This is a genomic window from Acinetobacter sp. ANC 4862, assembly GCF_004336635.1.
Taxonomy (GTDB): domain Bacteria; phylum Pseudomonadota; class Gammaproteobacteria; order Pseudomonadales; family Moraxellaceae; genus Acinetobacter.
The window spans coordinates 29,668-55,684 of record NZ_SJXH01000021.1; the positions used below are offsets into that span (position 1 = coordinate 29,668).

The following is a 26,017-nucleotide window of genomic DNA, read 5'->3' on the forward strand; positions in this document are numbered from 1 at the left end:
TTAACCCCCCCATAATTCTATTTTAATAGTAAAAAGCCCCTTATTTTCAATGGTCAGACTATCTACATTAAACAAAATGATAAAATCATAAATTGCTTTTCACAATAAAAGAAACTAATATATTTCTTATAACAACTAAAAGCAACAAGTGTGTCTACAAAATGAGTGAATCTTTACTTCAGCAAATCAAAAAAAGACGAACCCAATTGGGCTTAAAGCAAATTGATATGCAATCCCGTACAGGCATTTCAAGACAGCAGTACCAAAAACTGGAAAGTCAGGGCAATCCTCGATTAGAGACCTTAGAAATTATCGCGGCAGGATTAAATGCTCAACTGATGCTCATCCCTGATGATAAGGTTCATTTGATCAGACAATTATTGAATAATGAAATTAAAGTCACTATTGAAGATCAGGATGACTTAATGACTAACCCATGGAAGGGTCTTCTCGGAGGAGAGGAACCATGAATACTGTTGCCGTCCTGAAATTAACATTACATCATGCTGTCGTTGGATACTTGGCAGGATTTCAGAGCGGAAAAAATATTCTGGTTTTTACAGATTCTTTCCGCTCTGATCAGCAACGCCCGACCTTGAGCCTGCTGACTTCCCCCTTGTATCCTCAAGTGGATAAGATTTTAGAAAAGACCTATGTTACACATCAGCGTTTACATCCCTTGCTATCAAACTTGCTACCAGAAGGTGCATTACGCGAACTGATTGCACAAAGCCTCAAAGTACATATAGACAATGAATTTCAGTTATTGGCAGCTTTAGGTCATGATTTACCTGGAGCACTCATTGCGACTCCATTAGATCCAGAAGAAATTCCAGATGAAATAAAATTCAAACTGCAGATCTCTAATCCAGATCAGATCTTAAAGCAAGAGATTCGAACAGATAATAAGTTTTCCTTGGCCGGCGTCCAAATGAAGTTTTCCATGAAAGCCAAAGATGGGCGTTTTACACTAGTCCAGGCAACGGAATCGACTCTACTCGGGGACTGGATTGTCAAAACTCCTTCTTCCAGACATGCTTTTGTTCCGCTAAATGAATATTCTATGATGAGCCTTGCCAAAATGGTCGGAATAGATGTCCCTGAGATTCGCTTGGTGGATATGGCACTCTTACAAAACCTTCCACCATTAAATTTACCCCAAGAGCAATATGCTTTTGCAATCAAAAGATTTGATAGACAGAGTACTGCTGATACTACAGAGCTTATTCACATCGAAGACTTTGCTCAGATCTTCGGTGCATATCCACAGCAGAAATACAGCACCACAAATTATGAGCAGATAGGAAAGATCATTTATCAATTTTCAGATAACAAAATTCTTGATATTCAGCAATTTGCCAGCCGCTTACTTGTCAATATTTTGCTCGCCAATGGAGATGCACACTTAAAAAACTGGAGTATGATTTATCAGGACAAAAGAACACCAAGATTATCTCCCGCATACGATATATTGATGACTAGTGTATATATTGAAAATGAGCGTCATTTCGCATTGAATCTTGCTAAAAATAAAGATTGGTATTTAGCTGAGATGAAACACTTTGAACAATGGGCTGAAAAAGTCGGTGTTCCATGGCGTGTTATTGAAAAACAACTTCACGCGATCATGGACAAAGCACGGTCAGTATGGCCAGTGCTATTACTAGACTTACCTATGATTTCTGTTCATAAAGAAAAATTAAGAGAACATTGGAAAAAATTGCATCCAGACTTTCAGATACTTACAGATGATTAGGGTAATCTGAAACCAAACTAAAATTTCTCAAACAAGTTCATCACGTCATTTTCCGTCAGTTTCGCTTCGCCCTCATGATCGGTACTTAGAATAGACTGTGCCAGTTCTGCTTTATTTTGCTGTAAGGCAAGAATTTTTTCTTCTATGCTTTTATTGGTAATCAGCTTATACACAAATACTGGCTTGTCCTGTCCAATCCGCCATGCACGATCTGAAGCTTGATCTTCAGCAGCAGGGTTCCACCATGGATCATAGTGAATGACCGTATCTGCGGCAGTTAGATTCAGACCGACCCCTCCTGCTTTCAGACTGATTAAAAATACTGGCACTTGTCCAGACTGAAATGCTGTAATGACTTCATCTCGCTTTTTGGTCTTTCCAGTCAGCTTCACATAGCCAATTTCTGCGTGATGGAGCTGTTGCTCAATCAGTTCCAACATTGAGGTAAACTGAGAGAAGATCAGAATTTTTCGCCCCTCCTCCACCATTGGAACGACCATATCCATCAACTGTTCAAGTTTGGCAGAGTGTGCCTGCCCGGTTTTCACTGAATCCAGCTTTAGTAAGCTAGGATGGCAGCACACCTGACGTAGCTTCAGTAAGGCATCTAAAATTTGAATTTGACTACGTTTAAAGCCTTTTTCTGCCACAATTTTCTGAATATTTTCCTGCATCGTGGCACGAACAGCCTCATATAACTTGGATTGCTGGTCATTCATATCAATATTGACTTCAATCGTAGTTTTTTCTGGCAATTCTTTGGCTACGTCAGTTTTCAAGCGACGTAAAATGAAGGGCTTAATCCGGTTGACCAGCTTTTGCCTTAACTGCTGATCACCGCGTTTTTCAATCGGATGACGGTACTTTTTATTAAAAATTTCTTGTGAATATAAAAATCCTGGCATCAGGAAATAAAATAGTGCCCACAGTTCACCCAAATGATTTTCCATCGGGGTACCTGTTAGACACAAACGATGTCGTGCTTTTAATTGGCGTACTACCTGTGCAGCTTTGGCACGCGGATTTTTGATATTCTGCGCCTCATCCAAAATGAGTTGATGATATTCATATTGCTTTAGTTGTTCTTCATCTCTCGCTAGAAGCGGATAGGTGGTTAACACAATATCATAGTGCGGAATCTGCTCAAAATTCTGATGGCGGTCGGGCCCCTGTAGCAGCAATACCTTGAGCTCAGGGGTAAATTTCTCCGCTTCTTTGAACCAGTTATGCATCAGCGATGTGGGTGCAACAATTAAGGCGGGACTGTCCTGCAAATATCCAGCCTGCTTTTCCATGAGTAAATGGGCTAAAGTTTGTGCTGTTTTCCCCAAGCCCATATCATCTGCCAGAATCCCGCCATGCTGGGTTTCCCTTAAAAACTGTAACCAGCCTAAGCCCTGCTGCTGGTATGGACGCAACTCCCCCTGAAAACCTTGTGGTGTCGGCAGTTGTTGCTGATAGCCTTGTTTGAATTTCTGTACAAATTGCTGCAGGCGATCACTGACCTGCCATGTCATCCCAAGATTATGCTGCAATTCTAATAATTGACTCGCATCATAGCGATCAATACTGCGCTCTTCTTGCTGTAAAATGCTCTGCAGATGCAACAATATCGGCTTAATATCCCTAGCAGATAGAGCCAAATCAGGTTGATCAACTGCAGTTTTTACGGTGAAAATTTGACTGTCATGCAGATGAATAAAAGTCCGCGGATCAAGTAAATCAGGATTTACTCGCACCAAAGCTACGAGCGCATCAAGCAAATTATAAGAATTGCCTGCACTGTCTTGAACCGTCGCCCCGATATTGAACCAGTCCTGCTGGCCTTCAGATTCAGTGATGGAAATATTTAAATTTTCAACATATTGCAGGTTAAAGGGGCTGTTTTCCAGATGCTCTATCTGCCAGCCCATCAACTCAATTTGATTGATGGGCATCAGCTGTTTGATCCAGTCTCCATAGAAAGCAAAAACCATAGAATCAAGACGTTGTTTATCCAGTTTTAATTGCTGGTCATAACTAAGATCTTTCACCCACTTCAGTGATTCGACCAATAGCTGTAAACGCTGGATTGACTGTTGTTCCTGAACTAAGTCCCGAAGCTGTCGCACCATTTTGCCATGCTGTTCACCAATAAAACTGTCACCTGATGTACCTGCTTTAATTCGCCCGCCTGCATAGGAGAATTCAATTTCAGCACAAACAGACTCTTCCCATTTCCAATCAAATTTATTTAAAACACCGAAGCGTAAAATTGGCTGGGGACTTCCCTCAAGGACATCAATATGCTGAATAGACTCGGGCTGAGGCATTTTTTTCACCTCTGAATATTGATGAGTCAGTTTCTCAAACTCTGGCAAGAGCTTAGCTGGAAGATCAGGCATCTGTAAAAAATGGTACAGAAGATTTGCCGTATATTCACCATATAACTGGCCCACCGTGTTCTGTTGAATATCCACATAACATGGTGGATGGCTCGCGAGAATATGAATATGAGGATTTGATTTTAAATCGAGTCGAATATCACCATTGACCAATTCAATGTTTAAATGCTCTGTCTGTTTGTTTACACCTTGTTGCCAGATCAGTTCGATGTGATAGCCTTGTTCTGACCATTGAAGTGCAGCATGGCTCTTTTTTTTCCAGTACACATCGCCACTTTGAATAAAAGATTTGAAATGCTCCAATAAAATGCTGGAGATATCAAGATTGCTTTGATAAAAGCGTTCGTCGCTGTTTATTTTGGCGTAATAATAAATCTGGTTAAATAATTGTCGTTTTTGTTCAGGTAAAGTCAGATGCTTTCTGGTGATATTTTCATATTGGGTATAATAACTTTCCCCTGCAATTGAGCCGTTTTTATTGCGTCTAGCCTTCTGAACATCAACTGTCAATTTCTTTAAGCTGACCGACTGATCTAGAAGGTAAATTAAATAATTGTTTGTTTCGACAGATTGCTCTGGTTTAGTCTGTTGTAAATACCGTTTAAAATCATTCAACCAGCGCTGCGCCTGATCATCCCCCCATTGGCGTTTTGCGATTCCCTGCGGAGATTGAGATTCAGCATAACGCTGTTGAAATTCCTGACGATATTCTTGAAAGAATAACCGCGCTAAAGCAGCAGCATGTTTACAGTTATATCCAACTGGACAAGTGCAGTCATCATCGATTAAACGGTCTTTTTTAAGATTATAGGTAATCGCGGTATCGTAATAATCTGTCCCTTCAATTTGAGCATACATCGTGACATCATCATTTTCCTCAAAGAACTCAATTGTTTCCCTATCAATGTGTTTAGCATAGCTCAGACTGCGATGAAGAGTTGGATTACTAAAGTGAGATAGAAAATTGATCAATGAGGACATAATTACCAGACACCAAAAATGTTTATACAATTATAACGGACAAAGCTGTCATTTCAGAACAGTAGCCGAACTGCTCAACCTGAGCACAGATTCGACTCACTCAATAGGAATATTGTGAATAAAGACAATCAAATTCGAGAAGTTAAACAGTTCATTGAGATCGAAAATATCCTGATAGAAAGTGATCATTTCTTCACAACAGTTAATTTTAAACCAAATGGGGTCAAAAGTTTTAGCATTGTTTCTAGAGTTGGATTTGCATCTGATCGCTCTAGTTTCTGTAAAGTTTGAAGCGAAATTTTAGTGATCTTGGACATTTCATGTAATGTCAGATGCAGCTCTGTTCTAATGAATTTTGCAATGACATGTATCGGCCAGTCTGGATTAAGCTGAATCATTTCTAAAACATATTGTCTTTTTCTAATTTGCTCTATTTGAGAGAGGGGAATAAAACGTTTATCCATAACAAATCTCCTTTAATTGTGCGCAAATACCTTCAATGCGATATGCACAATTTTCTAGAATTTCATCATCTATCCCGATAGATTTCATCTGGGTTAAAAGCCCTTGATACAAAGGTAACTGTTCAGAAAATAAAGATTTTATTTGTTCTATGGTTAAAGAACTGCATTCTACAATCTGATGGGCAATTGAAGCCCAGTTGTTATCGTCTTTTTCCCATCGAGTAGATCTTGCGATTCCATCTGGATGTAACCACATAGGGGCAAAATCAAATAAAGGCGTTAATCGAATATCGCCATTGTTAAACCTTTGAAATGCTGTATTACGGGTATGATTATCTTTATTTCCTAAAGCGATATTGGCTAAATCTCTTTTTACATATTCAAGAATTTCTGTTTCTGGATCCGTACAGCAATTCATTATAATTTTGCAGACTTCGTTATGAGACATTTTTACTCCGAAGCCCGCTTTTCCACTAAAAGAAGCTAAACTTTCTTGAGCTATTCTTTCAACACGGTTATTCACCACTTGCCGATCAAAACGTGGAATAAATAAAGTTCTTCCATGTAATTCTAGCGGTCTAAACACTCGCAATCCTAAATATGCTGCTATTTGCATATATAAGGGTTCTTGATTCAAAATTTTGTTCAGACATTGATCTGTTCCTCGGCTAAATTTAACCAACCAGTGCTGTTTAGCCATTTCATCAGGTAACGTATGATCAAGATAAAATAACTCATCATGGCCTTGTGTGAGTAATAGTTTTGGCCACTCGCCTTGAACGCCAGATGATCCAGAGATAAATAGTCCAAAAGATGATAATGACTCAAGAAACTCCTCACTACGTTCGATAATTTCCTGTATTGAAAATCCTTGTACTAACTGATCTGAATATTGAGTTAAAAGCCATTCATGAGCTTCTTTTATTCTTAAGTTACCAATAGGGTTGCTCGCTCCTACTTTTAGCAATGGCCAATCTGCTGACTCTTCTTCATACTCGGGGCGGCCAAGTTTTTTTAATAGTTCTTTTCGACCATATCCTTGAGGTAATAGATCAACTAGAAAAGCTGGCCACGTAGGCTCAATATTGCTTTCTAAATTAATCGGATAATGGTTTGAAACAGCATGACCATCTCGTAACCCCATATGTTCAATTGCATAATCCATTGAATAATATGTTCCGCAGCTAGCTTTCCAACCTTTAGCTTTTTCACCTATTACTTCAATAGTGGCACAATCGATCCATTGGTTATTCAGAAATATTTGGACAGAGCAAAAATCATTCATAATTCTATTTAAATAGTAAAGTATAACCAGTTTTGCCTATTATATACTTATTATAGTAGTAAAGTATTATTTTTATCCAAGTGAGTTTTCAAAATTATGCTTCATCCATAATCCATTCTTTAAAAAGAGCATCCTCGATTTCATAAGTACCATTTTCTGGTTTAAAAATAATTTGTTTTTTTGATAAAGAACGTAGGGCCGATTGAATACTTGATACCGCAATGTTATCTACACCAATGGAATCAGCCAGATGTTGTCTAAATTGACTACTATAAAGTTCAACTTGTGATTCCGCTATGGCTTTTAAAATTAGCTGTTCTAATAACTTAAACTCTCCCCATAATCCCGAAAAGTCACGATGCCCCATTGTATCGGCTATAAGCTGTTCCTTTGCAAAATCTATAGCCAGCATTGGGTTTAAGGCTAAACGCTCCACTAATGATCTTGCTAGTTGAGGACTTTGCTTCATATCTAAAAAAGCGTGCCATAAAATTTCTTTATTCAAACTACGTCCTGTTGTTTGATTAAATACATCTGCCAGATGATCTGTAAATGCTTTTGTTAGATTTGGAAAAGGTAAATTCTGTCCATAATGAAAAAATGGAGCACTACTCACAGAAAACATTTGTCTCAGGCCTTCTCGACTTGAACCAGTAAAAATCACCTTTATTGTTTCTTTATGCATATCTAAAGCGGTACGTAAACTGGCAATCGTGGTTTTATATTTTGAACTAGCTAAAGCCTGAATCTCATCAAGTAACAGTAAAATAGGTTTCCCCTGCTGAGCCAGTTTAGTAATGCTAGACAAAATACTGGAATTCACTTGTCCTTGTAGAAGTGTCACTTCAGCTTTTACCCCTGCCACATCTGTACTTAAAGAACCAATATTTTTAATCCAATGTGTGGCTTTCCCCATTAAGCCATTTTGTTTTGAAAACTCATCAAGAGCTTTTACAAACTGCCCTTCACTATGCAGGCCTGCATCTAAAAAACTGAAATAAAAAACGCGCCATCCAAGCTGTTCTGCTAGGGGCGTAATATCTTTTCGTAAAAATTCAGTTTTTCCCATCCGGCGTGGGGCAAAAAAAGTCAGAGAACTAGCTAGTCCAGTCTCAAACATGCCTAAAATTTGTTTCGCCAGTTCGGTACGTGGAAAGTGCCAAGGGTCATTGGAGATGGTCATCATTTTAATTACTCGGCAATGATTTATTTATTACCATAGATTGTATTAGATTCCATTAGATTGTAAATGTCTAATTAGATTTCTTTAATCTAATAGGATCTAATCAGGCTAATAAAGCACCTTCTTACCGATCAACTGGTTTATTTTATAACTCCATTATTTTGTGGTTTAATAGACATATATGGATATAAGACCCAATATTATGGATTTAAAATTCAGAAAACCTGAAGAAGTTGTTACTTTATTATGTGAGAGGCTTCGTAAAGAACGACTTTATCTGGAAATGACTCAGGCAGACGTCGCTACACGTGCTGATATCAGTGTGAATACAGTATCTAATCTGGAAGCTGGTCGAAATGTTTCATTTGAAAATTTAATACGCGTTGCTATGGTACTAGGCCGATTAAAAGAATTAGAGGAACTCTTCAAACCTCATTTAAACAGTGTAGATGACATTCTTCGCTATGAGAGCAATACGGCTCGCCAACGTATCAAAAGGAAATAAATCCATGCTCGAAAAACTTAATGTTTACTACAATGGATGGGGTGAATATTGGCTTTAGGGTACACTGGTCTCCTCAACAGCAATCACAGGTCGACCATTAATTGCCTTTGAATACAGTGCTGAAGCGATCCGTAAAGGTTTAGAGCTTTCCTCTTACCTACTTCCATTAAAAGGTGACCCATTAAGAAAAAACTTTCCTATACAGCAAATGGGATTACCAAGTCATATATATGATGCATCACCCGATGGCTGGGTGTGCTCCAGAATTTTGGTGGCTATTCAGTCCATCATTACTTACATTCCAACTCTCTAGTTTTCCAACTAGCCCAGGTTATAATAATGGCCACCCAAAATACGATTGATCTATTATGAACACCTCCAATGACCCTTTACACGGCAAAAAACTTGCTGACATTTTGGATGAATTATTGGATTACTACGGTGGCTTTGAAGGTTTAAGTCGTAAAATTGAAATTAGATGTTTTTGCATAGACCCAAGTGTTAAATCATCATTGCGATTCTTGCGTACCACACCATGGGCACGTGAAAAAGTAGAAAGCTTATATTTGTACGTCTTACGCCAAAAGGCAAAACAGAAACCGTAGCCCCAGGCAACACCCCTCTCATTATAAAATTATACCAGTCAGTAAAACACCTTTAGATTAAGCATGTGTATGTTGGTTATTATTGTTGATTATCACAATAAATTAGTGACCAAAAATCAAAGTACCCCACCCTACCTTAAATTACACCACACAAAATAAAAACTCTATATAACTGTTATATATAGAGTTTATTAAAATACCAATTATGTTATTTAGTGTATTTTATGTCGGTGACTCTTGCCAAGGTTGGGGTCGGGAGTTCGAGTCTCCTTTCCCGCTCCAGATTTAAAAAGCCCTCATCGAAAGATGGGGGCTTTTTTTATGCAATAGCAGTTTAAAATCCAATCAATCACCACCATTTTACATAAGCTTGTCATTATTTATGTATTTCAACTGCTTAAAGATTGGGCATAATCACGGCTTTTAAAAATAAAGTCCTCTTTTCAAGCATTCCACGACTGTGTATAACAATGGACAGTTTAGGGAAATCAATAAGCATAGGCAAATGACGTCAAAACACGTTAGACTATGCAGCAATCAATGCAAGTAAAATGTCATTTGAGACAAAAAGAAGGTGAAGGTTGATGCCGCTCAATACTGTTGAAGAGCTCGTAGCAGATATCCGTGCAGGAAAAATGGTCATCCTGATGGATGATGAAGACCGTGAAAATGAAGGTGATTTAGTCATTGCTGCGACACACGTGCGTCCAGAAGACATCAACTTCATGATCACGCATGCGCGTGGTTTAGTTTGCTTAACGCTGAGTCGCGACCGTTGCCAGCAACTCAATCTACCTTTAATGGTGGATGCTAACGGTGCACAACACGGCACCAACTTCACATTGTCGATTGAAGCAGCACAAGGTATTTCAACAGGTATTTCTCCTGCTGAACGTGCACACACGATTCAAACTGCAGTTGCGGCACATGCAAAACCGGCAGATATCGTACAACCGGGACATATTTTTCCATTGATGGCGCAGCCAGGTGGCGTATTGCACCGTGCCGGTCATACTGAAGCAGGTTGCGATCTTGCTCGTTTAGCAGGTCTTGAGCCAGCATCTGTCATTTGTGAAATTATTAATGAAGATGGCAGCATGGCACGCCGTCCCGACCTTGAAGTTTTCGCAGAAAAACATGGTTTGAAAATGGGTACCATTGCCGATCTGATTCATTACCGCATGACCAATGAACAAACGGTTGAACGTATTGACCAACAAAGCATTAATACAGAATACGGTACATTTGATTTATATCGTTACCGCGAAATTGGTAACCCAGACGTTCATTTAGCTTTAGTGAAAGGTCAACCAAAAGACGGTGTGACCACTGTTCGTGTACATGGCTTTAATCCAGCACGTGACTTACTTAAACTGAATAAACAAGATGGCGAACCGGCATGGAACTTAGACCGTGCACTGAAAGAAATTGCGAACAGTGATCGCGGTGTCTTAGTCTGGATTGGTCAACGCCATTTACAAGATTTAGGTCCTGCCCTGGATAGCTTGACTGTGCCAAAACCAACAAAATCCAATGCTGCACTTTCTCAGCAATATCAAACGATTGGCGTAGGCGCACAAATTTTACGTGATTTAGGTGTTGAAAAAATGAAGTTGCTTAGCTCTCCATTACGTTTCAACGCGCTATCTGGCTTTAACTTAGAAGTGGTTGAATATATCACCGCACAACAAACAACTTAAGAAATAATCGAGGTTGCTATGGCAGTTCGCCGTATTGAAGGTATGTTACATCTCGCGAGCGAAGGCCGTTACGCGATTTTAGTGGGTCGCTTTAATAGCTTTGTGGTTGAACATTTGCTAGAAGGTGCAATTGATACGTTGAAACGTCATGGCGTATCAGAGGATAATATCACTGTTGTTCACGCACCTGGCGCTTGGGAACTTCCTGTCGTTGCAAAAAAACTTGCCGCTTCAGATCGTTTTGATGCGATCATTGCACTTGGCGCCGTGATTCGTGGTAGCACGCCTCACTTTGATTTTGTTGCTGGTGAATGTGCCAAAGGTTTAGGCGTTGTTGGCCTGGACACTGGCTTACCAGTGATCAACGGTGTATTAACTACGGATAGTATTGAACAAGCGATTGAACGCTCTGGAACAAAAGCAGGTAATAAAGGTGGCGAAGCTGCCCTTACTGCAATTGAAATGGTTAACTTGTTAAAGGCTATTTAACGCTATGTCGCAAACACTTCAAGCAACTTATGCAGCGAAACGTAAAGCACGTCGCTTTGCTGTACAAGGAATTTATGAATGGCAGATGAGCCACAATCCAGTGCATGAAATTGAAGCACGTACGCGTGTGGAGAATGCCATGCATAAAGTGGATCTCGGCTATTATCATGAATTGTTGACTCAAGTGGTTGCCAATCATGAAGCATTGGATGCGCTCTTAATCCCTGTGCTTGACCGCGAAGTTAGCGCCCTTGATGGCGTTGAACTTGCAACCCTTCGTCTGGGCGCCTATGAATTGAAAGATCATCTTGAAATTCCATATCGCGTGGTTCTAGATGAATCGATTGAGCTTGCTAAACACTTTGGTGGTGCAGACAGCCATAAATACATCAATGGTGTATTGGACCGTTTAGCAACCAGCTTACGTGCAGCAGAAAAGCAACAAGCCGACTAATTTTTCAGTAGATTTGTTGTATGGCTGAGTTTTCGATTATTGACACCTATTTCAATCGTCAGACTGTTACATCTACCGATGTCAATTCTGTCGATTTAGGTGTTGGTGATGACTCAGCCTTGCTCACTCCCCCGCCCAACCAGCAACTGGTCATCTGTGCCGATACTTTGGTTGCCGGTCGACATTTCCCTCTAGATACTTCTCCTCATGCCATTGGCTGGAAATCTGTTGCTGTCAATTTATCTGATATTGCTGCCATGGGTGCCAAACCGCAGAGTATTTTATTGGCATTGAGCCTACCCCAAATTAATCACGACTGGCTAAAAGGCTTTAGTCAAGGTTTATATGATTGCTGCGATCAATTTGGGGTGAGTTTAATTGGTGGTGATACCACGCAAAGTCCTCATCTGACCATTTCAGTCACTGCCCTCGGCTGGATTAAAACAGGTCAAGCCGTGACACGTTCTGGTGCTCAAGTGGGTGACTATATTTGTGTCAGTGGAACCGTTGGCGATGCAGCTTTTGGTCTAGCTCATTTAGGTCATCCATTACAAAAACGTCTGGATTATCCAACGCCACGTTGTCAACTCGGTCAAAAGTTAAAAGGCCTCGCCTCAAGCATGATTGATATCTCAGATGGCTTAGCCCAAGACCTAGGACATATCCTTAAAGCATCGCATGTCGGTGCAACTTTGGATTTAGACCAACTACCGATTGATGCCACTTTAAAAAAATTACAACAAGAAAAGCGATGGCAATACGCACTCGCGGGTGGCGATGACTATGAATTATGCTTTACAATCACTCCGCAAAATTATGAAAAGCTTTTGCAACAACAATTAGATGTCGATATTACCAAGATTGGAAAAATTACCCAACAAAAAGGCTTAACTTTTGTGCAGAATGGCGTAGATCATTCGCTACAATTTCATGGATACCAACACTTTGCATAAACCCAGCATCAATTTTAAAGACATGTCATGGCCAAACCGCTGCATCGTGTTTTGTGGGGTGGGATTTGGTTCTGGACTTGCTCCCAAAGCACCAGGAACGTTCGGTTCAGCATTTGCATTATTGTTTATTCCTATTTGGCTGGCATTCGGGTTTGTTAATTCAATCTTGGCTATTTTTATGATGTCACTTGTAGGCATCTATATTTGTGGGCAAACCGCTAAAGTCATGGGGGTGCATGATGATGGTCGTATTGTCTGGGATGAGTTTGCCGGGCAATCCATTACTTTTTTACCCCTCATTTATTTAGGGAACATGAACTGGTTATGGGTATTGGTTGGATTTGCCTTATTTCGTTTGTTTGATGTATGGAAACCTTGGCCTATTCGCGTGATCGATCGTCAAGTCGGTGGCGGCTTTGGCATTATGTTTGACGATATTATCGCCGGCATTTGGGCTGCTCTATGCATTTACATTTATCTATCTTTCGTGATGGCTTAAGCTAAAACTTGTAGGATTCAATATGTCTACTAGCGTTATTATTCTTGCTGCAGGTAAAGGAACACGTATGCGTTCTAATTTACCGAAAGTATTACAACCCCTTGCAGGACGTCCTTTACTGGGTCATGTCATCGAAACGGCAAAAAAACTCAACGCAGCAAATATCATTACCATTTATGGTCATGGTGGCGATAAAGTACAACAAGCTTTCGCACAAGAAAATGTGCAATGGGTTGAACAAGCGGAACAGCTTGGTACCGGTCACGCCGTAAAAGTAACACTTCCTGTACTTCCTACTGAAGGTGTATCTCTTATCCTCTCAGGTGACGTACCGTGTGTGACTCAAGAGACCTTACAACGTCTACTTGATGCTGCAGCAAAAACAGGCATTGGCATTGTGACTTTAACGGTTGATGATGCAACAGGTTATGGTCGTATCGTTCGTAAAAATGGTCAGATTCAAGCCATTGTCGAACATAAAGATACAAACGATGAACAACGTAAAATTAAAGAATTTAATACCGGTATTTACTGTGTCAGTAATGCCAAATTGCATCAATGGTTACCCAAGCTTTCGAATAAAAATGCGCAAGGCGAGTATTACCTGACTGACATTATTGCTATGGCGATTGTAGATGGTTTGGAAGTTGCTTCTGTTGAACCAGAACTGGCTTTTGAAGTTGAAGGGGTGAATGACCGTGTCCAACTGGCAGCATTGGAACGTGAATTCCAAAGCTATCAAGCAAAAAAACTCATGCAGCAAGGCGTGCATTTAATCGACCCTGCTCGTTTTGATCTACGTGGCAACTTAAGCGTTGGTCAAGATGTTCGTATTGATATCAATGTGATCATTGAAGGTGATTGCGAATTCGGTGACAACGTTGAAATTGGTGCAGGCTGTGTGATTAAAAACACCAGTATTGCTGCTGGCACCAAAGTTCAACCGTATAGCATTTTTGACAATGCTGTAGTGGGTTCTGATGCACAAATTGGTCCATTTTCACGATTACGTCCGGGTGCAAAACTTGCCAATGAAGTGCATATCGGCAACTTTGTTGAAGTTAAAAATTCAAGCATTGGTCTAGGGTCTAAAGCCAACCACTTCACTTATTTAGGTGATGCTGAAGTCGGTGCAGGTTCAAATATTGGTGCGGGCACCATTACCTGTAACTATGACGGTGCAAATAAATATAAAACCATTATTGGCGATGCCGCTTTCATTGGTTCAAACAGCTCACTGGTTGCCCCTGTAAGCATTGGCAATGGTGCAACCATTGGTGCAGGTTCGGTGATTACTCGTGATGTTGCCGAGAATAGCTTGGCTTTCGAACGTTCAAAACAAGTGGCTAAAGAAAACTATCAACGCCCCCAAAAACTGAAAAAATAAGAGGATTTAAATATGTGCGGAATTGTCGGTGGCGTTGCGGAACGTAATATTAGCAATATTTTAATTGAAGGCTTAAAACGCCTGGAATACCGTGGCTATGATTCAGCAGGTCTAGCCCTGATTAATGGCGGCCATGTACTGCGTGAACGTCGTGTTGGTAAAGTCGTAAACCTGGAACAGGCGGTAGCAGAAGCTGATATCCAAGGTTCACTCGGTATTGCCCATACTCGTTGGGCAACCCATGGCAAACCAACTGAAGATAATGCTCATCCACATATTTCAGGTACGGTGGCTGTGGTTCACAATGGAATTATCGAGAACTATCAAGAACTCAAAGATGATCTTGAAGCACTCGGTTATGTATTCACTTCACAAACAGATACCGAAGTTGTTGCACATTTAGTGAATGATGCATTGAAATCGACTTCTAGTCTTTTAACCGCCGTTCAACAAGTTGTTCCCCAACTCAAAGGTGCTTATGCACTGGGTATCGTACATACTGATCATCCTGATGAACTGATTACCGTGCGTGAAGGTTCACCTTTAGTCATTGGTGTAGGGATTGGCGAAAACTTTATCAGTTCGGATCAATTGGCTTTACTTCCTATTACCAACCGTTTTATTTACCTTGAAGAAGGTGATATTGCACGTTTAACCCGTAACAGCATTGAAGTCTTTGTAAATGGTCAATTGGTTGAGCGTCCTGTTAAAGAATTGGATGCGACTGTGAGCAATTCATCGAAAGGTGAATACAAACACTACATGCTCAAAGAAATTTATGAACAACCAGAAGCGATTCAACAAACCATTTCCCAAGCATTAAACGGAAATGTTTTACGTGAAGATTTTTTAAAAGATGCTGTGGTTGATTTTGAAAAAATTCAACAAGTACAAATCATTGCCTGTGGGACAAGTTACCATGCCGGCATGATCGCAAAATACTGGTTTGAACAACTGATTGATTTACCGTGCCAGGTTGAAATTGCCAGTGAATTCCGTTATCGCACACCCGTGATTGTAAATAACACACTGTATGTGTGTATTTCTCAATCAGGTGAAACGGCTGATACTTTAGCTGCGCTTCGTGACACACAAAAACGTGCTGCTACAAAAAATTTAAACATTGCCACCCTGACCATTTGTAATGTGGCCACATCTTCAATGGTTCGTGAAACCAACCATAGTTTACTCACTTTGGCTGGGCCAGAAATTGGGGTTGCATCAACCAAAGCCTTCACCACGCAACTCGCAGCACTTATGCTGTTGGTTTTAAAAATGGGTCAAGTGAAGCAAAGTATTCCTGCTGAAAAAACTGCCGCGATCATTACTGATTTATGGCATACACCAAAAGTAATTTTAGATACCCTGCAAAAAGATAAAGATATTTTACGTTTATCTGAACTCTTTGTAGAGAAACAGCACTGCCTCTTCCTCGGTCGTGGGACAAACTTCCCTATTGCGCTAGAAGGTGCTTTGAAACTGAAAGAAATTTCATATATCCATGCTGAAGGCTATGCTGCAGGCGAGCTCAAACATGGTCCATTGGCACTGGTGGATAATGACATGCCGGTAGTGATTCTTGCCCCTCAAGATGACATGCTGGATAAACTCAAATCCAATATGGAAGAAGTGCAAGCCCGCGGCGGTGAATTATTTGTATTTGCTGATGAAAACAGCGGCATTAAAGAAAAAGATCGTCAACATATTGTTTATATTCCCCATGTGAGTGCGCTACTTGCACCAATCATATATAGCATCCCTGTGCAACTGCTGTCATACCACGTTGCAGTACTGCGTGGCACCGATGTCGATCAGCCACGTAACTTGGCGAAATCAGTCACCGTAGAATAAGCGAAACATAGAGGCTGGTGATGTTGTTTTTGAGTAATAAAGTTCAATACTGAGTAATAAACAATAATACTTAGTAACAAAGTTTCATATCGAATTCCAAAAAAAAGAAAATATATTCATTATTTTCAGTATATTGGAATTTTGGTATGAAACTTTTTTTTATTTTAATAGGATTATGCTTACATCAATTTTTTGCATAGTATGATACTTTAATAAGCATCATTTAAATTTAATATCAATAAAATAAATGACTTATACATAACAGAGTATGATACTTTATTGCTTTCATATAATAATAAAATAAGATAATAAAAATTTGAATTTAATGTTTGTATTTTATAATTAAGTTTATATCAAATGAGAACACACCAGAGGCTACTTGCACAAAGAACAATCAAGAAAAGCTAGGTGTATGTCATCAATTAAGCCAGATCATGATTGAGGCAAGGTAGATCGCTGAACGGAATACCCGAACGATATGAGCAGTACTGTCTCAACAAATAATCGATTATCTTTGGCGGTAACTCCAACAGTACCGGCTCGTTCAGGTAACAGAGCCTTAATATGTTCCCACTGATCGCCTCTTAATGCACAGCATTTAGTTATGAAAGAATAATGAGGAAAAGTCAGGTTTTCTCAAGCTGATTGATGAAAAACCCTAGGTAAATTAAGCTTTGGGCTACCACATACCTCAATAGCGGCTCATTTTATTCTAGATTTTTCACTGAGATTAAAAGTCATACTTTTAAAAATTAAGAATGAAACTTTATTTTTTAAAATTTTTCACACCAAGATGAATCCTTAAAAATATAAACTACAAATTTAATAATAAATATAATTAAAATATAAATATCAATAATTTAAATTAAAACATACAAATAAAAATAAAAATCAATAAATAAAAAGTAATAAAGATACATACCATATTGATTAATAAACACCCCAATGTTATGTTCAAAAGCATACCAAAGCAGATTAAAAAAATATGTTAACCAAAGAGCAACAACTAAAATGGATAAAAGATGGGCGTGGTCAAGGCTTTCTAAATACATACAAACCCTTTCTGACAGTTAAGGATAATAAATCACTAAACAAACGCTCAAGTCGAGTGTATGGCTATAAAACAGGTCGAACTCATCACTTGTTTTCAGATCTAGAGCTTGCTGTTTTTTTGATTTTAGATAGAAATATTTTTATCAAAGATATTCGAGAACAAATGCCACTGGACTTAGAAGAAACTAAGGAGTTGGCACGTACTTTTTCCCTTTATCATCCAATCAAAAATGGTATTGCACAAATACTAATTTCTACGTTTTTTATTGTTAGTGAAGCTGCTAATGCTCCCCCTATTTATGTCATAAGAGCTGTTTCTCATACTGAATTAGAAGATTTAAATATTCTTGAGATTCTCGAATTAGAAAGACGCTATTGGCAGCAAAAAAATATCCCTTGGTCTCTTGTTACAGAAAAAGATATCCCTATGACGGTCGTTGATAATATCAAATGGTTATATCCTGCAAATTACTCAGAAAGTAAAAATCACACTTCAGATAAAATCCACTTCTATTATCAGCAATTTATAAAAAATTCTCATCTGAGTCTAATTGAACTATCAAAATATATTGATGTTCAATATTCATTAGAACCGGGAGAATCACTATTAGAAATCCGTGAGCTCATTGCTCAGAGGTACTTCACATTTGATATCAACATTAGTTATAGAAAAATCACATGTGGCAGTATAAAACTCATTGAACAAGATTCATGGGAGGGAATCAGCAATGCTTCGAATCAATGATGTTTATGAGTTTGATGAGAAAAAGTATCGCATCCTCAAAGTATATACAGATCATATAATTTGGATCGAGCTTGAAAATCAAAAAGCTTTACCTGAATTGTATACAAGATCCACACTTATCGAGGCAATTGAATCTGGCAACATAAAAATTACTACAGATCCTTTTGAAGACATGTCTTTAATGGTATTGGAAGAAAACTCTGTCTATCAAATCAAACGTGACAAGAATATAGCCATTATAAAACCTATAATTGAACATGAAAAATTTTATGATTCAAACATACGTGCCTCTTTAATTAATGAAATTGTGAATCAAAAAATTACCACTAAACAGACTGTATATCGCTTACTTCGCCAGTATTGGCAAAGAGGAATGACCCCAAATGCTTTAATCCCTCAGTATTACAATTCTGGAGGGAAAGGTGTTAAAAAGGTAGTAAATAATAAAAAATTAGGTCGTCCGCGTATTATTTCTGAAGGGACAGGTGCTCTCATTGATGAAGATATTGAGAGACTATTCAGGAGAGTCATCAATCAGTATATGCTCAATGAAAATAAGCATACTCTACCCTACACATATCGTAAGTTTCTTACTATATATCGAAGCTTACATCCAGACATTATTGAAACTGAAGTCCCATCAATCTGGCAATTAAAGTACTTTTATGACCGTGAATATAGCCCTATTCTAAAAATAAAATCACGAACTAGTAAAATTGAGTATTTAAAAGACAAAAGAGTTTTGTATTCAACCGTTAATACCCATGTTATCGGACCAGGATCACGTTACCAAGTAGATGCGACGATAGCCGATATCTATCTTGTTTCTGACTCAGATAGAGGCTGTATTATTGGACGTCCAACCATTTACTTTATGATGGATGAATTTAGCCGTATGGTTACTGGAATGTACGTGGGGCTAGAAAATCCATCTTATGTTACGAGTATGCTCGTTCTTCGTATGGCAATGTCTGATAAGGTCGATTATTGTAAAAAGTTTGATCATGAGATTAGTTTTAAAGATTGGCCATGTATTGGATTACCAGAGGCAATCCTAGCAGATAGAGCAGAATTACTTGGACATCAAATTGAGAATCTCGAAAAGAATTTTGCCATCCGAATTGAAAACACACCTGCCTATCGTGGTGATTTAAAGTCAATTGTAGAGCGCTATTTCCGCACTATCCAGGCTGAATTTAAACCTTATGCACCAGGTGTAGTTCAAGCAATCAAAGAAAAAAAACGTGGTGGTAAAGACTACCGACTGGATGCAACACTCACAGTGAAGGAATTCACCCAGATCATTTTAAATTCTGTTCTAATTTACAACAACACACATGAGCTTTCTTCTTACGATCGCGACATTGATATGCCAACAGATTTACCCTGTATTCCTATTCATTTATGGAATTGGGGAATACAACATCGAACAGGTAAGTTACGTTCGGCGTCAGAAAAAGCGATTTATATTGCACTACTTCCCCGTACGGATGGCACTCTCTCTGAGCTAGGATTAAAGGTTTTCGGAGTCTTCTATAACTGTAAGGAGCTCATTGAACGCGGATTACTACACAGGAAGGGTTATTCAAGACAAAGGCCAAAATTTAAAGTTGCTTACGATCCAGCAAATGCTGAAAAAGTTTATATATTTCATTCTGAAGATCATTCAGATTATTGGGAAGCACAACTTTCAAATCGTTCTAGAGAATTCAGAGGTTGTAGTTTTTGGGAGGTCTGGCAAGTCCAACTTGAGCAAAAAATAACACGATCCCGCTACAAAATAAATGCAAATCTTGCACGTGCTGATCTAGAACAACGCAATGAAGATATTATTGAAAAAGCGATTTCATCAAGACCTTCTACTCAAAAAAGTAATGCTCAACGTCTTTCATCGATACGGAATAACCGTAATCAGGCAAGACTTGAAGAAAGGGAGGATTTAAAGAAATCCACCCAAATCCAAAGCTCACAAAACTCGAAGGTTGCCGATAATATCCTGCCAATCTCAGGAATTAAAAAAGCAGAAGACGAAGAATCCACCTTACTTATTCCAACCTATTACGAATCATTATTTGATGAAGATGATAATTAAAATGAGGTAGATAAAAATGAAAGTTAATGCAGTTTATCATCCAAGTTTTGGACAGTATCAAGGGAATCCTCTTATAGAAGCATTACCACCTGTACGTGAATTTTCAGAGGTGAAAAATGCACTAAAAAGTACAATTACCATTAACCTATCAGAAAAACATGAATCAGGTGTGATTAGAGGTCACCTTATTGCTCAGTTGATGAATAATTTTTTTCAACCGATTACACGGCATATTCAACTGGAACAAAAACTCTCAATTATGCTTCGTGAAGGTTACGTAGGGCGTAATCTTGAAAATGGCTCTCTTAATTCACATCTACAAAATGGTTATGAGCGAATGATGACTGGTGATGTAAATGCCGTTCGCTTTGAAGCAGCTAAGTCAACTGCACGAAGTATGTGCTTTATTGGCTGCTCAGGGAGTGGCAAAACTACTACCTTAAATCGAATTCTAGCCACTTATCCTCAGGTCATTTTTCATGAAAAGTATAATTTTACACAAATTGTTTATTTAAAAATTGATTGCCCACATGATGGCTCTTTAAAAAGTTTGTGCCTTCATTTTTTCAGAGCAATCGATCAAGCACTAGGGTCTGATTATGAAAGAAAATATGCATTAAAAAGACATGGTATTGAAACATTACTCAACTTAATGCGCCAGATTGCCAATTTACATGCGATTGGATTGCTTATTATTGATGAAATTCAGCATCTAAGTGTGAACAAGTCTGGAGGTGCAGATAAAATGCTGAATTTCTTTGTCACTTTGGTTAATGTGGTTGGCTTACCGGTCGTAATGGTTGGCACACCAAAAGCTCGATTTATTTTTGAAGATGATTTGAGATCTGCTCGACGAGGAGTGGGATTAGGCTCAATTCTGTGGGAACAGATTAAAAATGAAGAAAACTTTATTCACCCACATACAAAAAAAATAATTAAATCAGAGTGGGTCGGATTTACTGAAGCACTGTGGAAGTATCAATGGCTAAGAAAAGCAGATCTTATGATAAGTGAAGAAATCAGGGATTGCTGGTATGATCTCAGCCAAGGCATTCCAGATATTGTGGTTAAATTATTTGTATTAGCCCAAATGAGAGCAATTGAGTCAGGGCTGGAACGCATCACGGTCAAATTACTGAAACAGACATATGAACAAGATTTAATCCCAATTCACCCAATGATTAAAGCACTACGCTCAGGTGATGCCGAACGAATTTCACAATTTTCCGATCTGATTATTCCTGAAGTTGATAAAAAACTACTCCTCTTACAAGCCAAACTAGAGCAAAAAAAAGAGCCCATGGAAGATATTGATATCTATGATGGACATCAAGAATCTATTCATTTACATCGCCTACTGATTGAGCTGGGATACCAGTCAAATTTATTGGCACCTCTGATTAAAAAAGTATTCCGAGAGAATCCTGCACTTGATATGAAATCAATAATGCCGATTATCTTAAGCTGGCTGAATGAGCAAAAACAGGAGTTTTCTTCACCTTCTAGTGCAAATAAACCACAAGATACACAAAAGATCAGAAAACAGAGAATTCAACCAAAATTATGGCACTCTCTCGATAATGATGATTTACGTTTTCAGTTCAGTCAGAAAGAAAATAAACAAAGCTTTTATGAACATCTAAAAAACCAGACTGATTATGTCATCAATATGGAAACTTTAATAAAAGAGGCAGGATAAATATGCTGAATTTTCCAGTCCCTTATCCTAATGAGTTAATCTATAGTTCAGTTGCTAGAGCTGGAATACGATTAGCACTTAACAGTCCAAAACAACTTTTAGATGAGGTTTTTCAAGATCGCGAAGTTGTAGCAACCATAGACTTACCCGCACATTTATCAAAAATTTTAAAGCTTTTACCTAAAACACAATTTGATGCAGAAAAACTGATTTATCAGCATACTATTTTTCCTCTTTATGCCCCATTTGTTCCAGAGGAGCGAAGACAAGAATGCATGCAATGGATGCTGAATAAATCAAATGGCTCAGTACACTTAGCGCTAGGAATTAACGCATCCTCCATAGCAACTCCCAGCTATCTGCGATATTGCCCAGGATGTATAAATGAACAGCTTAAGCAATATAAAGAATACTACTGGTCCAGACTCTGGCAAATCCAAGGTGTTTCTTGCTGTCTTAAACATGGAGAACTTGTACAAACAAATATAGAGTTTAGGTCACCACATAAACATGAATTTCTTGCAGCTGATTCTAAAAACTGCCCGATTGTCACTCAGTCAGCAGCCACATTAGATGATCTATTCATCTGTGAGAAAGTACATGAGCTTTTACAGCTTTCCCCAAAACGGTCTGCAAGTTTTGAACAATGGAGCCTTTTTTATAAGAGACTTGCTCATCAAAATAATTGTGTCCGTGGAAACTCTCATATTTTATATGAATCCATTTATGAAAAAATTTCGACCCGCTGGTCAAAACAGTTTTTAAAGCAATATAATTTAGACGATTTCAGTTCTGAAAATAGTTGGCTACGTAGTATTTTCCGAAAACATCGTAAGTGCTTTAGCTATCTTCAACATTTAATTGTAATTGAAGCTATGAATGCAGGTAGAGAGTGGTCATTTAATAAGATCTTAGTAACTGTTAATTCTTTACAACCTATCATTAAGCCCCAATCTATCAAATTACAACCCTCGGATATAACAGAATCCAATAATACAATTGTATTAGAAAAACGAAAAAAATGGCTTGAGGCAATCAATCAAGATAGTATCCTTGCATCAAGAAAACAAAATAGTGCTCTATATGCATGGCTCTATCGCAATGATAAAGAATGGCTAGTTGAAACAAACAGTCATTATCAGCAACCTCACATACCGACAGGGAACAAAATTGATTGGGGTACACGTGATCTTGAAACCGCTAGACTGTTAATCAATATTAAACAGCAACTTATAGATAATTTAGACTTACCAAGAAAATCGAGAAACTGGTGGATCAAGCAACTTAAGAATCCAGCTACTATTGAAAAAAATTTAGATAATTTGCCATTAACTAAACAGTTTTTAGATCAATATAATGAGGATATTAGCTGCTTTCAGATTAGGCGACTAACCCGAGTATTACGTCAATCATATTCAGAAAATGAACAACTGCCACGCTGGATAATCTTACGAAAATCGGGTTTAAGTGAAGAAAGAATAACAGCTGAAGCAAATAATTTTTTAACAAATGTAGTTAATTACACAATATAGAGAGAATTGATTTGAGTATTAAAGGCTTTCCTGAAAATGCCAGAATTTCATTTATTGGATCAATTTTTAAAAATGTGAAAAATAAAGATTGGAATATCAATCTAGGGCTAGAAAATAAAACCACAAAAAAAAAGTTTTTTAAGCATGCCCGATTCTCAAATATGCATCTAATTGCGCGACGAAGATGCTTAAATCCAACAAGTAAATCACGAGATGAGAAACCTTTAACCCTGAAGTTTAGAATCGCTGATCTCACTCAATGGAATATAAGTAATAATGTTTCTACTAAACAATTTCAATTCAGTCAAAAACTAACTGATCTTGATCAGAAATTTAAAAATACAATTGTACATTTGCCACAATTAGAACTTGCTAGAGCATTATTTTTTCATAATGCTTATTTTGCGAGAAGTGCACTTTCACAGAACTTTTTAAGTCTGGAATTTGATGTTCAAACAGTTTCAGAAAATCATGTACAAATTAATGTAATCCCACCCAGAAATTTTCCATTATCTCAATTTGATCATCCCGGCATGCGAAACTTACTCGCCTGGATTTTAATTAACCCTGAGATCAGAAAAAGTTATGAAAGCATCGCCTATCATTTTTTTAATGAAAAAATTATGGTCTGGAATAGAGAATGCTGGTATTTCAATTTTGATCCACCTTCTTTAGCAAATGTGGAAATAACTGTTCAGGCTTATTATTGCAAGAAACTAAATCAGATTTATATCAATGAAATTACAGAAATTAAGGGTCTAGAATCGAAATTACCAGATCAAATTGATTTTTACAGTCCTGAATTCGTGCAAAAAGAAAATGCTTCATCTACAGCAAAATCAGGTACTCATTCATGTGTGAAGGAATCAGAGTTTCCAAAAATTGATGATGGTCAAGAAGCCAACAGTGATCGTAAAATACATACTCTGACCACTTTCCCTGTACTTATCAGCTTTTCCGATCCAGTCCTCACCCGTAAAGTTTACAATAAGAAAGGATCCCAGAATGCATCTTCCCCTTCGGAGGAAGAGCAGCTTGAAGACTGTGATGTTGTAGGGACCGATGAAGCAAGTATTGATGGAACTATTGGTCGAGGTGAATTTGAGGGATTAAATGACGAAAGCAACAACTTACAGTTATTTATGGAGCGTTTTGAAGCCTTCAAATTCATGATGGAGAAGTTCGCTGGAAAACATGACATTACTATGACACCAAAGATCCATAAACTTCCAAAACTACGTCGCTCCAAACTTCATATAACCTCAGACGGGAATATTCGTACTTTGCTTGAATTTAGATTTGAGCTATTGCATAAAAATTTCAGTGTCTTTGAAATCGATGTAACAGATAATCGAAAAAAGCTTTCAACGCTGATATTACGTGTAAATGATACCGAGCAGCTTGATTCGATCATTGAAGAAATGACAAAAAAAATTGTGCAGCTATCACTGAGATGGCCAACCTTAAAATCTTTTAAAAACTATGGAATGGCAAAAACCTTACACCATCCTAAAAATCTAAATGAACTTAATGAATCAAGTCATGAATTCAAACTATGGGTTGAACGATTCGATAAAATTATTAAAGAATTACTTCAGAAATTAGAAAAGACTGAAAAAATGTAGATGAGCATACTGTAAGTTCGACTGGGCATGTAAAGAGGTATTCTGTTTATGCTGATGGAGCTTATGACACAAAACGATGCCGTCAAATGATTTCAGATCGACAAGTAAATGCAAAACTCTGGAAAGATTAAAGAAACGGCTCAATTGAGAGAAATGAATTATTGAAAACGGTCAAATGTTTGGGAAAAACAATCTGGAAAAACTGATCAGGTTATCATCGAAGAAGTTTAGTAGAAACCAAGATGCATTGTATTAAATTAATGGGTGACAAACTTAGCGTAAGAAACTTTCAAAATCAGGTAAATGATATCCATGCTCGAATTACCGTGCTGAATAAACTCACTGAATTAGGTAGAGCTCATACCCAAGTTGTAACTTAAATTTGGGCAATTTAGTGAGGCTTTGTCTTTTGAATCTTTGTTCAACAAGGCCCTCCTCAAGTCACAGGATTTATCGAGACCAAGTATGAATTATTCAAAAAACATTGTGATAATTTATTTGGTATTTAGCTATAGCGATAAATACAATTTCTGAAATTTTCAATTGAGAAGACAGAGGTGGTCCCACATGTTTGAACAACTAAAAGCTTATTTATAAGTGATACTCTGCTCTAGTTAAGCTACCTTATTTTGTTGTGGTAGCTGGTCATAGTAAAACTCATCTGGAGTCATTTTGTCCAGACTCGAATGAGGTCGTTTCAAATTATAAAATTCAAAATATGCGTTTAATTGCTTCTTCGCATCCAAAACATTGCTGTAGGCTTTGAGATACACCT

General features: G+C 38.1%; 21 protein-coding genes and 3 pseudogenes. 18 read left to right on the forward strand and 6 right to left on the reverse strand.

Translation table 11 applies throughout. From position 1 onward, the window contains the following. The first annotated feature begins 161 nt into the window (after positions 1–161). Together E0409_RS10165 and E0409_RS10170 are read left to right on the forward strand one after the other, a co-directional pair. Complete coding sequence (locus E0409_RS10165; RefSeq protein ID WP_131290411.1) at positions 162–470, forward strand: helix-turn-helix transcriptional regulator; 309 nt, start codon at positions 162–164, stop codon at positions 468–470. Continuing rightward, positions 467–1,756 (forward strand): type II toxin-antitoxin system HipA family toxin, encoded by a 1,290-nt coding sequence (locus tag E0409_RS10170; RefSeq protein ID WP_131290414.1) that lies wholly within the window; start codon positions 467–469, stop codon positions 1,754–1,756. Before E0409_RS10165 ends, E0409_RS10170 begins: the two co-directional genes overlap by 4 nt. Positions 1,757–1,773: 17 nt before the next feature. On the opposite strand, the gene E0409_RS10175 is transcribed toward E0409_RS10170, so the two are convergent. From E0409_RS10175 to E0409_RS10190, 4 genes are all read right to left on the reverse strand, one after another. After that, entirely contained in the window at positions 1,774–5,121 is a 3,348-nt protein-coding gene (locus E0409_RS10175; RefSeq protein ID WP_131290417.1) for a DEAD/DEAH box helicase, read from the reverse strand. Positions 5,122–5,306: 185 nt separating this feature from the next. Next, on the reverse strand, positions 5,307–5,585 hold the full coding sequence (locus E0409_RS10180) for a helix-turn-helix domain-containing protein (protein WP_053579060.1): 279 nt from the start codon (positions 5,583–5,585) through the stop codon (positions 5,307–5,309). Continuing rightward, positions 5,578–6,870: a type II toxin-antitoxin system HipA family toxin gene (locus tag E0409_RS10185; protein ID WP_126038844.1), complete on the reverse strand. Its 1,293-nt coding sequence runs from the start codon at positions 6,868–6,870 to the stop codon at positions 5,578–5,580. The genes E0409_RS10180 and E0409_RS10185 overlap by 8 nt, the downstream gene beginning before the upstream one ends. 94 nt (positions 6,871–6,964) lie before the next feature. After that, positions 6,965–8,056: an ATP-binding protein gene (locus E0409_RS10190; protein ID WP_131290420.1), complete on the reverse strand. Its 1,092-nt coding sequence runs from the start codon at positions 8,054–8,056 to the stop codon at positions 6,965–6,967. Between the two features lie 199 nt (positions 8,057–8,255). Between E0409_RS10190 and E0409_RS10195 the strand changes: the two genes are divergently transcribed. The 10 genes and pseudogenes from E0409_RS10195 (at position 8,256) to glmS (ending at position 16,496) form a co-directional block, all read left to right on the forward strand. Continuing rightward, positions 8,256–8,558 carry a helix-turn-helix transcriptional regulator gene (locus E0409_RS10195; protein ID WP_131290423.1) on the forward strand — a complete coding sequence of 101 codons (303 nt, stop codon included), beginning with the start codon at positions 8,256–8,258 and terminating at the stop codon, positions 8,556–8,558. Positions 8,559–8,622: 64 nt separating this feature from the next. Beyond that, positions 8,623–8,811, forward strand: a pseudogene (locus tag E0409_RS10200) (type II toxin-antitoxin system HipA family toxin); the annotation flags it as partial. Between the two features lie 115 nt (positions 8,812–8,926). Beyond that, entirely contained in the window at positions 8,927–9,163 is a 237-nt protein-coding gene (locus E0409_RS10205) for a VF530 family protein (RefSeq protein WP_002058193.1), read from the forward strand. 584 nt (positions 9,164–9,747) lie between these two features. After that, on the forward strand, positions 9,748–10,863 hold the full coding sequence (gene ribBA, locus E0409_RS10210) for a bifunctional 3,4-dihydroxy-2-butanone-4-phosphate synthase/GTP cyclohydrolase II (protein ID WP_131290426.1): 1,116 nt from the start codon (positions 9,748–9,750) through the stop codon (positions 10,861–10,863). A gap of 18 nt (positions 10,864–10,881) precedes the next feature. Further along, positions 10,882–11,352, forward strand: a complete 471-nt coding sequence (gene ribH / locus E0409_RS10215) for a 6,7-dimethyl-8-ribityllumazine synthase (protein WP_004649641.1) — start codon at positions 10,882–10,884, stop codon at positions 11,350–11,352. A gap of 4 nt (positions 11,353–11,356) precedes the next feature. Next, positions 11,357–11,806, forward strand: coding sequence for a transcription antitermination factor NusB (gene nusB, locus E0409_RS10220; protein WP_131290429.1), 450 nt, complete (start codon positions 11,357–11,359; stop codon positions 11,804–11,806). A gap of 20 nt (positions 11,807–11,826) precedes the next feature. Further along, on the forward strand, positions 11,827–12,759 hold the full coding sequence (gene thiL / locus E0409_RS10225; RefSeq protein WP_131290432.1) for a thiamine-phosphate kinase: 933 nt from the start codon (positions 11,827–11,829) through the stop codon (positions 12,757–12,759). Further along, a complete protein-coding gene (locus tag E0409_RS10230; protein ID WP_131290435.1) occupies positions 12,737–13,258 on the forward strand; it encodes a phosphatidylglycerophosphatase A family protein in 522 nt (173 codons plus the stop codon). The genes thiL and E0409_RS10230 overlap by 23 nt, the downstream gene beginning before the upstream one ends. A 22-nt stretch (positions 13,259–13,280) precedes the next feature. Further along, positions 13,281–14,645: a bifunctional UDP-N-acetylglucosamine diphosphorylase/glucosamine-1-phosphate N-acetyltransferase GlmU gene (glmU, locus tag E0409_RS10235; RefSeq protein ID WP_131290439.1), complete on the forward strand. Its 1,365-nt coding sequence runs from the start codon at positions 13,281–13,283 to the stop codon at positions 14,643–14,645. Between the two features lie 12 nt (positions 14,646–14,657). After that, positions 14,658–16,496, forward strand: coding sequence for a glutamine--fructose-6-phosphate transaminase (isomerizing) (gene glmS / locus E0409_RS10240; protein WP_131290444.1), 1,839 nt, complete (start codon positions 14,658–14,660; stop codon positions 16,494–16,496). Positions 16,497–16,942: 446 nt separating this feature from the next. On the opposite strand, the pseudogene E0409_RS10245 reads toward glmS, so the two are convergent. Next, a pseudogene (locus E0409_RS10245) lies at positions 16,943–17,102 on the reverse strand (transposase); the annotation flags it as partial. 379 nt (positions 17,103–17,481) lie between these two features. Here E0409_RS10245 and E0409_RS10250 point away from each other — a divergent pair. The 6 genes and pseudogenes from E0409_RS10250 to E0409_RS10275 form a co-directional block, all read left to right on the forward strand. Beyond that, complete coding sequence (locus tag E0409_RS10250) at positions 17,482–18,294, forward strand: TnsA endonuclease C-terminal domain-containing protein (RefSeq protein WP_131290447.1); 813 nt, start codon at positions 17,482–17,484, stop codon at positions 18,292–18,294. Then, positions 18,278–20,386 carry a TnsB C-terminal domain-containing protein gene (locus E0409_RS10255; RefSeq protein WP_131290450.1) on the forward strand — a complete coding sequence of 703 codons (2,109 nt, stop codon included), beginning with the start codon at positions 18,278–18,280 and terminating at the stop codon, positions 20,384–20,386. Before E0409_RS10250 ends, E0409_RS10255 begins: the two co-directional genes overlap by 17 nt. A gap of 16 nt (positions 20,387–20,402) precedes the next feature. Continuing rightward, entirely contained in the window at positions 20,403–22,085 is a 1,683-nt protein-coding gene (locus tag E0409_RS10260; protein ID WP_131290455.1) for an AAA family ATPase, read from the forward strand. Positions 22,086–22,087: 2 nt separating this feature from the next. Continuing rightward, positions 22,088–23,617 (forward strand): TnsD family Tn7-like transposition protein, encoded by a 1,530-nt coding sequence (locus E0409_RS10265; protein WP_131290458.1) that lies wholly within the window; start codon positions 22,088–22,090, stop codon positions 23,615–23,617. An 11-nt stretch (positions 23,618–23,628) separates the two neighbouring features. Beyond that, positions 23,629–25,242: a Tn7-like element transposition protein TnsE gene (locus E0409_RS10270; protein ID WP_131290461.1), complete on the forward strand. Its 1,614-nt coding sequence runs from the start codon at positions 23,629–23,631 to the stop codon at positions 25,240–25,242. Positions 25,243–25,283: 41 nt separating this feature from the next. Further along, positions 25,284–25,622: pseudogene (locus E0409_RS10275) on the forward strand (transposase); the annotation flags it as partial. 234 nt (positions 25,623–25,856) lie between these two features. Here E0409_RS10275 and E0409_RS10280 read toward each other — a convergent pair. After that, a partial coding sequence (locus E0409_RS10280; RefSeq protein ID WP_039793398.1) for an integrase core domain-containing protein occupies positions 25,857–26,017 on the reverse strand: 161 nt, incomplete at its 5' end.

What these genes read in the sequence shown, in the direction of transcription:
- E0409_RS10255 (WP_131290450.1), top strand. Translation starts at nt 18,278, where the DNA reads ATGCTTCGAATCAATGATGTTTATGAGTTTGATGAGAAAAAGTATCGC.
- E0409_RS10185 (WP_126038844.1), bottom strand. Translation starts at nt 6,870, where the DNA reads ATGAATGATTTTTGCTCTGTCCAAATATTTCTGAATAACCAATGGATC.
- E0409_RS10250 (WP_131290447.1), top strand. Translation starts at nt 17,482, where the DNA reads ATGTTAACCAAAGAGCAACAACTAAAATGGATAAAAGATGGGCGTGGT.
- E0409_RS10175 (WP_131290417.1), bottom strand. Translation starts at nt 5,121, where the DNA reads ATGTCCTCATTGATCAATTTTCTATCTCACTTTAGTAATCCAACTCTT.
- E0409_RS10170 (WP_131290414.1), top strand. Translation starts at nt 467, where the DNA reads ATGAATACTGTTGCCGTCCTGAAATTAACATTACATCATGCTGTCGTT.
- ribH (WP_004649641.1), top strand. Translation starts at nt 10,882, where the DNA reads ATGGCAGTTCGCCGTATTGAAGGTATGTTACATCTCGCGAGCGAAGGC.
- nusB (WP_131290429.1), top strand. Translation starts at nt 11,357, where the DNA reads ATGTCGCAAACACTTCAAGCAACTTATGCAGCGAAACGTAAAGCACGT.
- thiL (WP_131290432.1), top strand. Translation starts at nt 11,827, where the DNA reads ATGGCTGAGTTTTCGATTATTGACACCTATTTCAATCGTCAGACTGTT.
- E0409_RS10180 (WP_053579060.1), bottom strand. Translation starts at nt 5,585, where the DNA reads ATGGATAAACGTTTTATTCCCCTCTCTCAAATAGAGCAAATTAGAAAA.
- E0409_RS10230 (WP_131290435.1), top strand. Translation starts at nt 12,737, where the DNA reads ATGGATACCAACACTTTGCATAAACCCAGCATCAATTTTAAAGACATG.
- ribBA (WP_131290426.1), top strand. Translation starts at nt 9,748, where the DNA reads ATGCCGCTCAATACTGTTGAAGAGCTCGTAGCAGATATCCGTGCAGGA.
- E0409_RS10190 (WP_131290420.1), bottom strand. Translation starts at nt 8,056, where the DNA reads ATGATGACCATCTCCAATGACCCTTGGCACTTTCCACGTACCGAACTG.
- E0409_RS10205 (WP_002058193.1), top strand. Translation starts at nt 8,927, where the DNA reads ATGAACACCTCCAATGACCCTTTACACGGCAAAAAACTTGCTGACATT.
- E0409_RS10195 (WP_131290423.1), top strand. Translation starts at nt 8,256, where the DNA reads ATGGATTTAAAATTCAGAAAACCTGAAGAAGTTGTTACTTTATTATGT.
- glmS (WP_131290444.1), top strand. Translation starts at nt 14,658, where the DNA reads ATGTGCGGAATTGTCGGTGGCGTTGCGGAACGTAATATTAGCAATATT.
- E0409_RS10265 (WP_131290458.1), top strand. Translation starts at nt 22,088, where the DNA reads ATGCTGAATTTTCCAGTCCCTTATCCTAATGAGTTAATCTATAGTTCA.
- E0409_RS10260 (WP_131290455.1), top strand. Translation starts at nt 20,403, where the DNA reads ATGAAAGTTAATGCAGTTTATCATCCAAGTTTTGGACAGTATCAAGGG.
- glmU (WP_131290439.1), top strand. Translation starts at nt 13,281, where the DNA reads ATGTCTACTAGCGTTATTATTCTTGCTGCAGGTAAAGGAACACGTATG.
- E0409_RS10165 (WP_131290411.1), top strand. Translation starts at nt 162, where the DNA reads ATGAGTGAATCTTTACTTCAGCAAATCAAAAAAAGACGAACCCAATTG.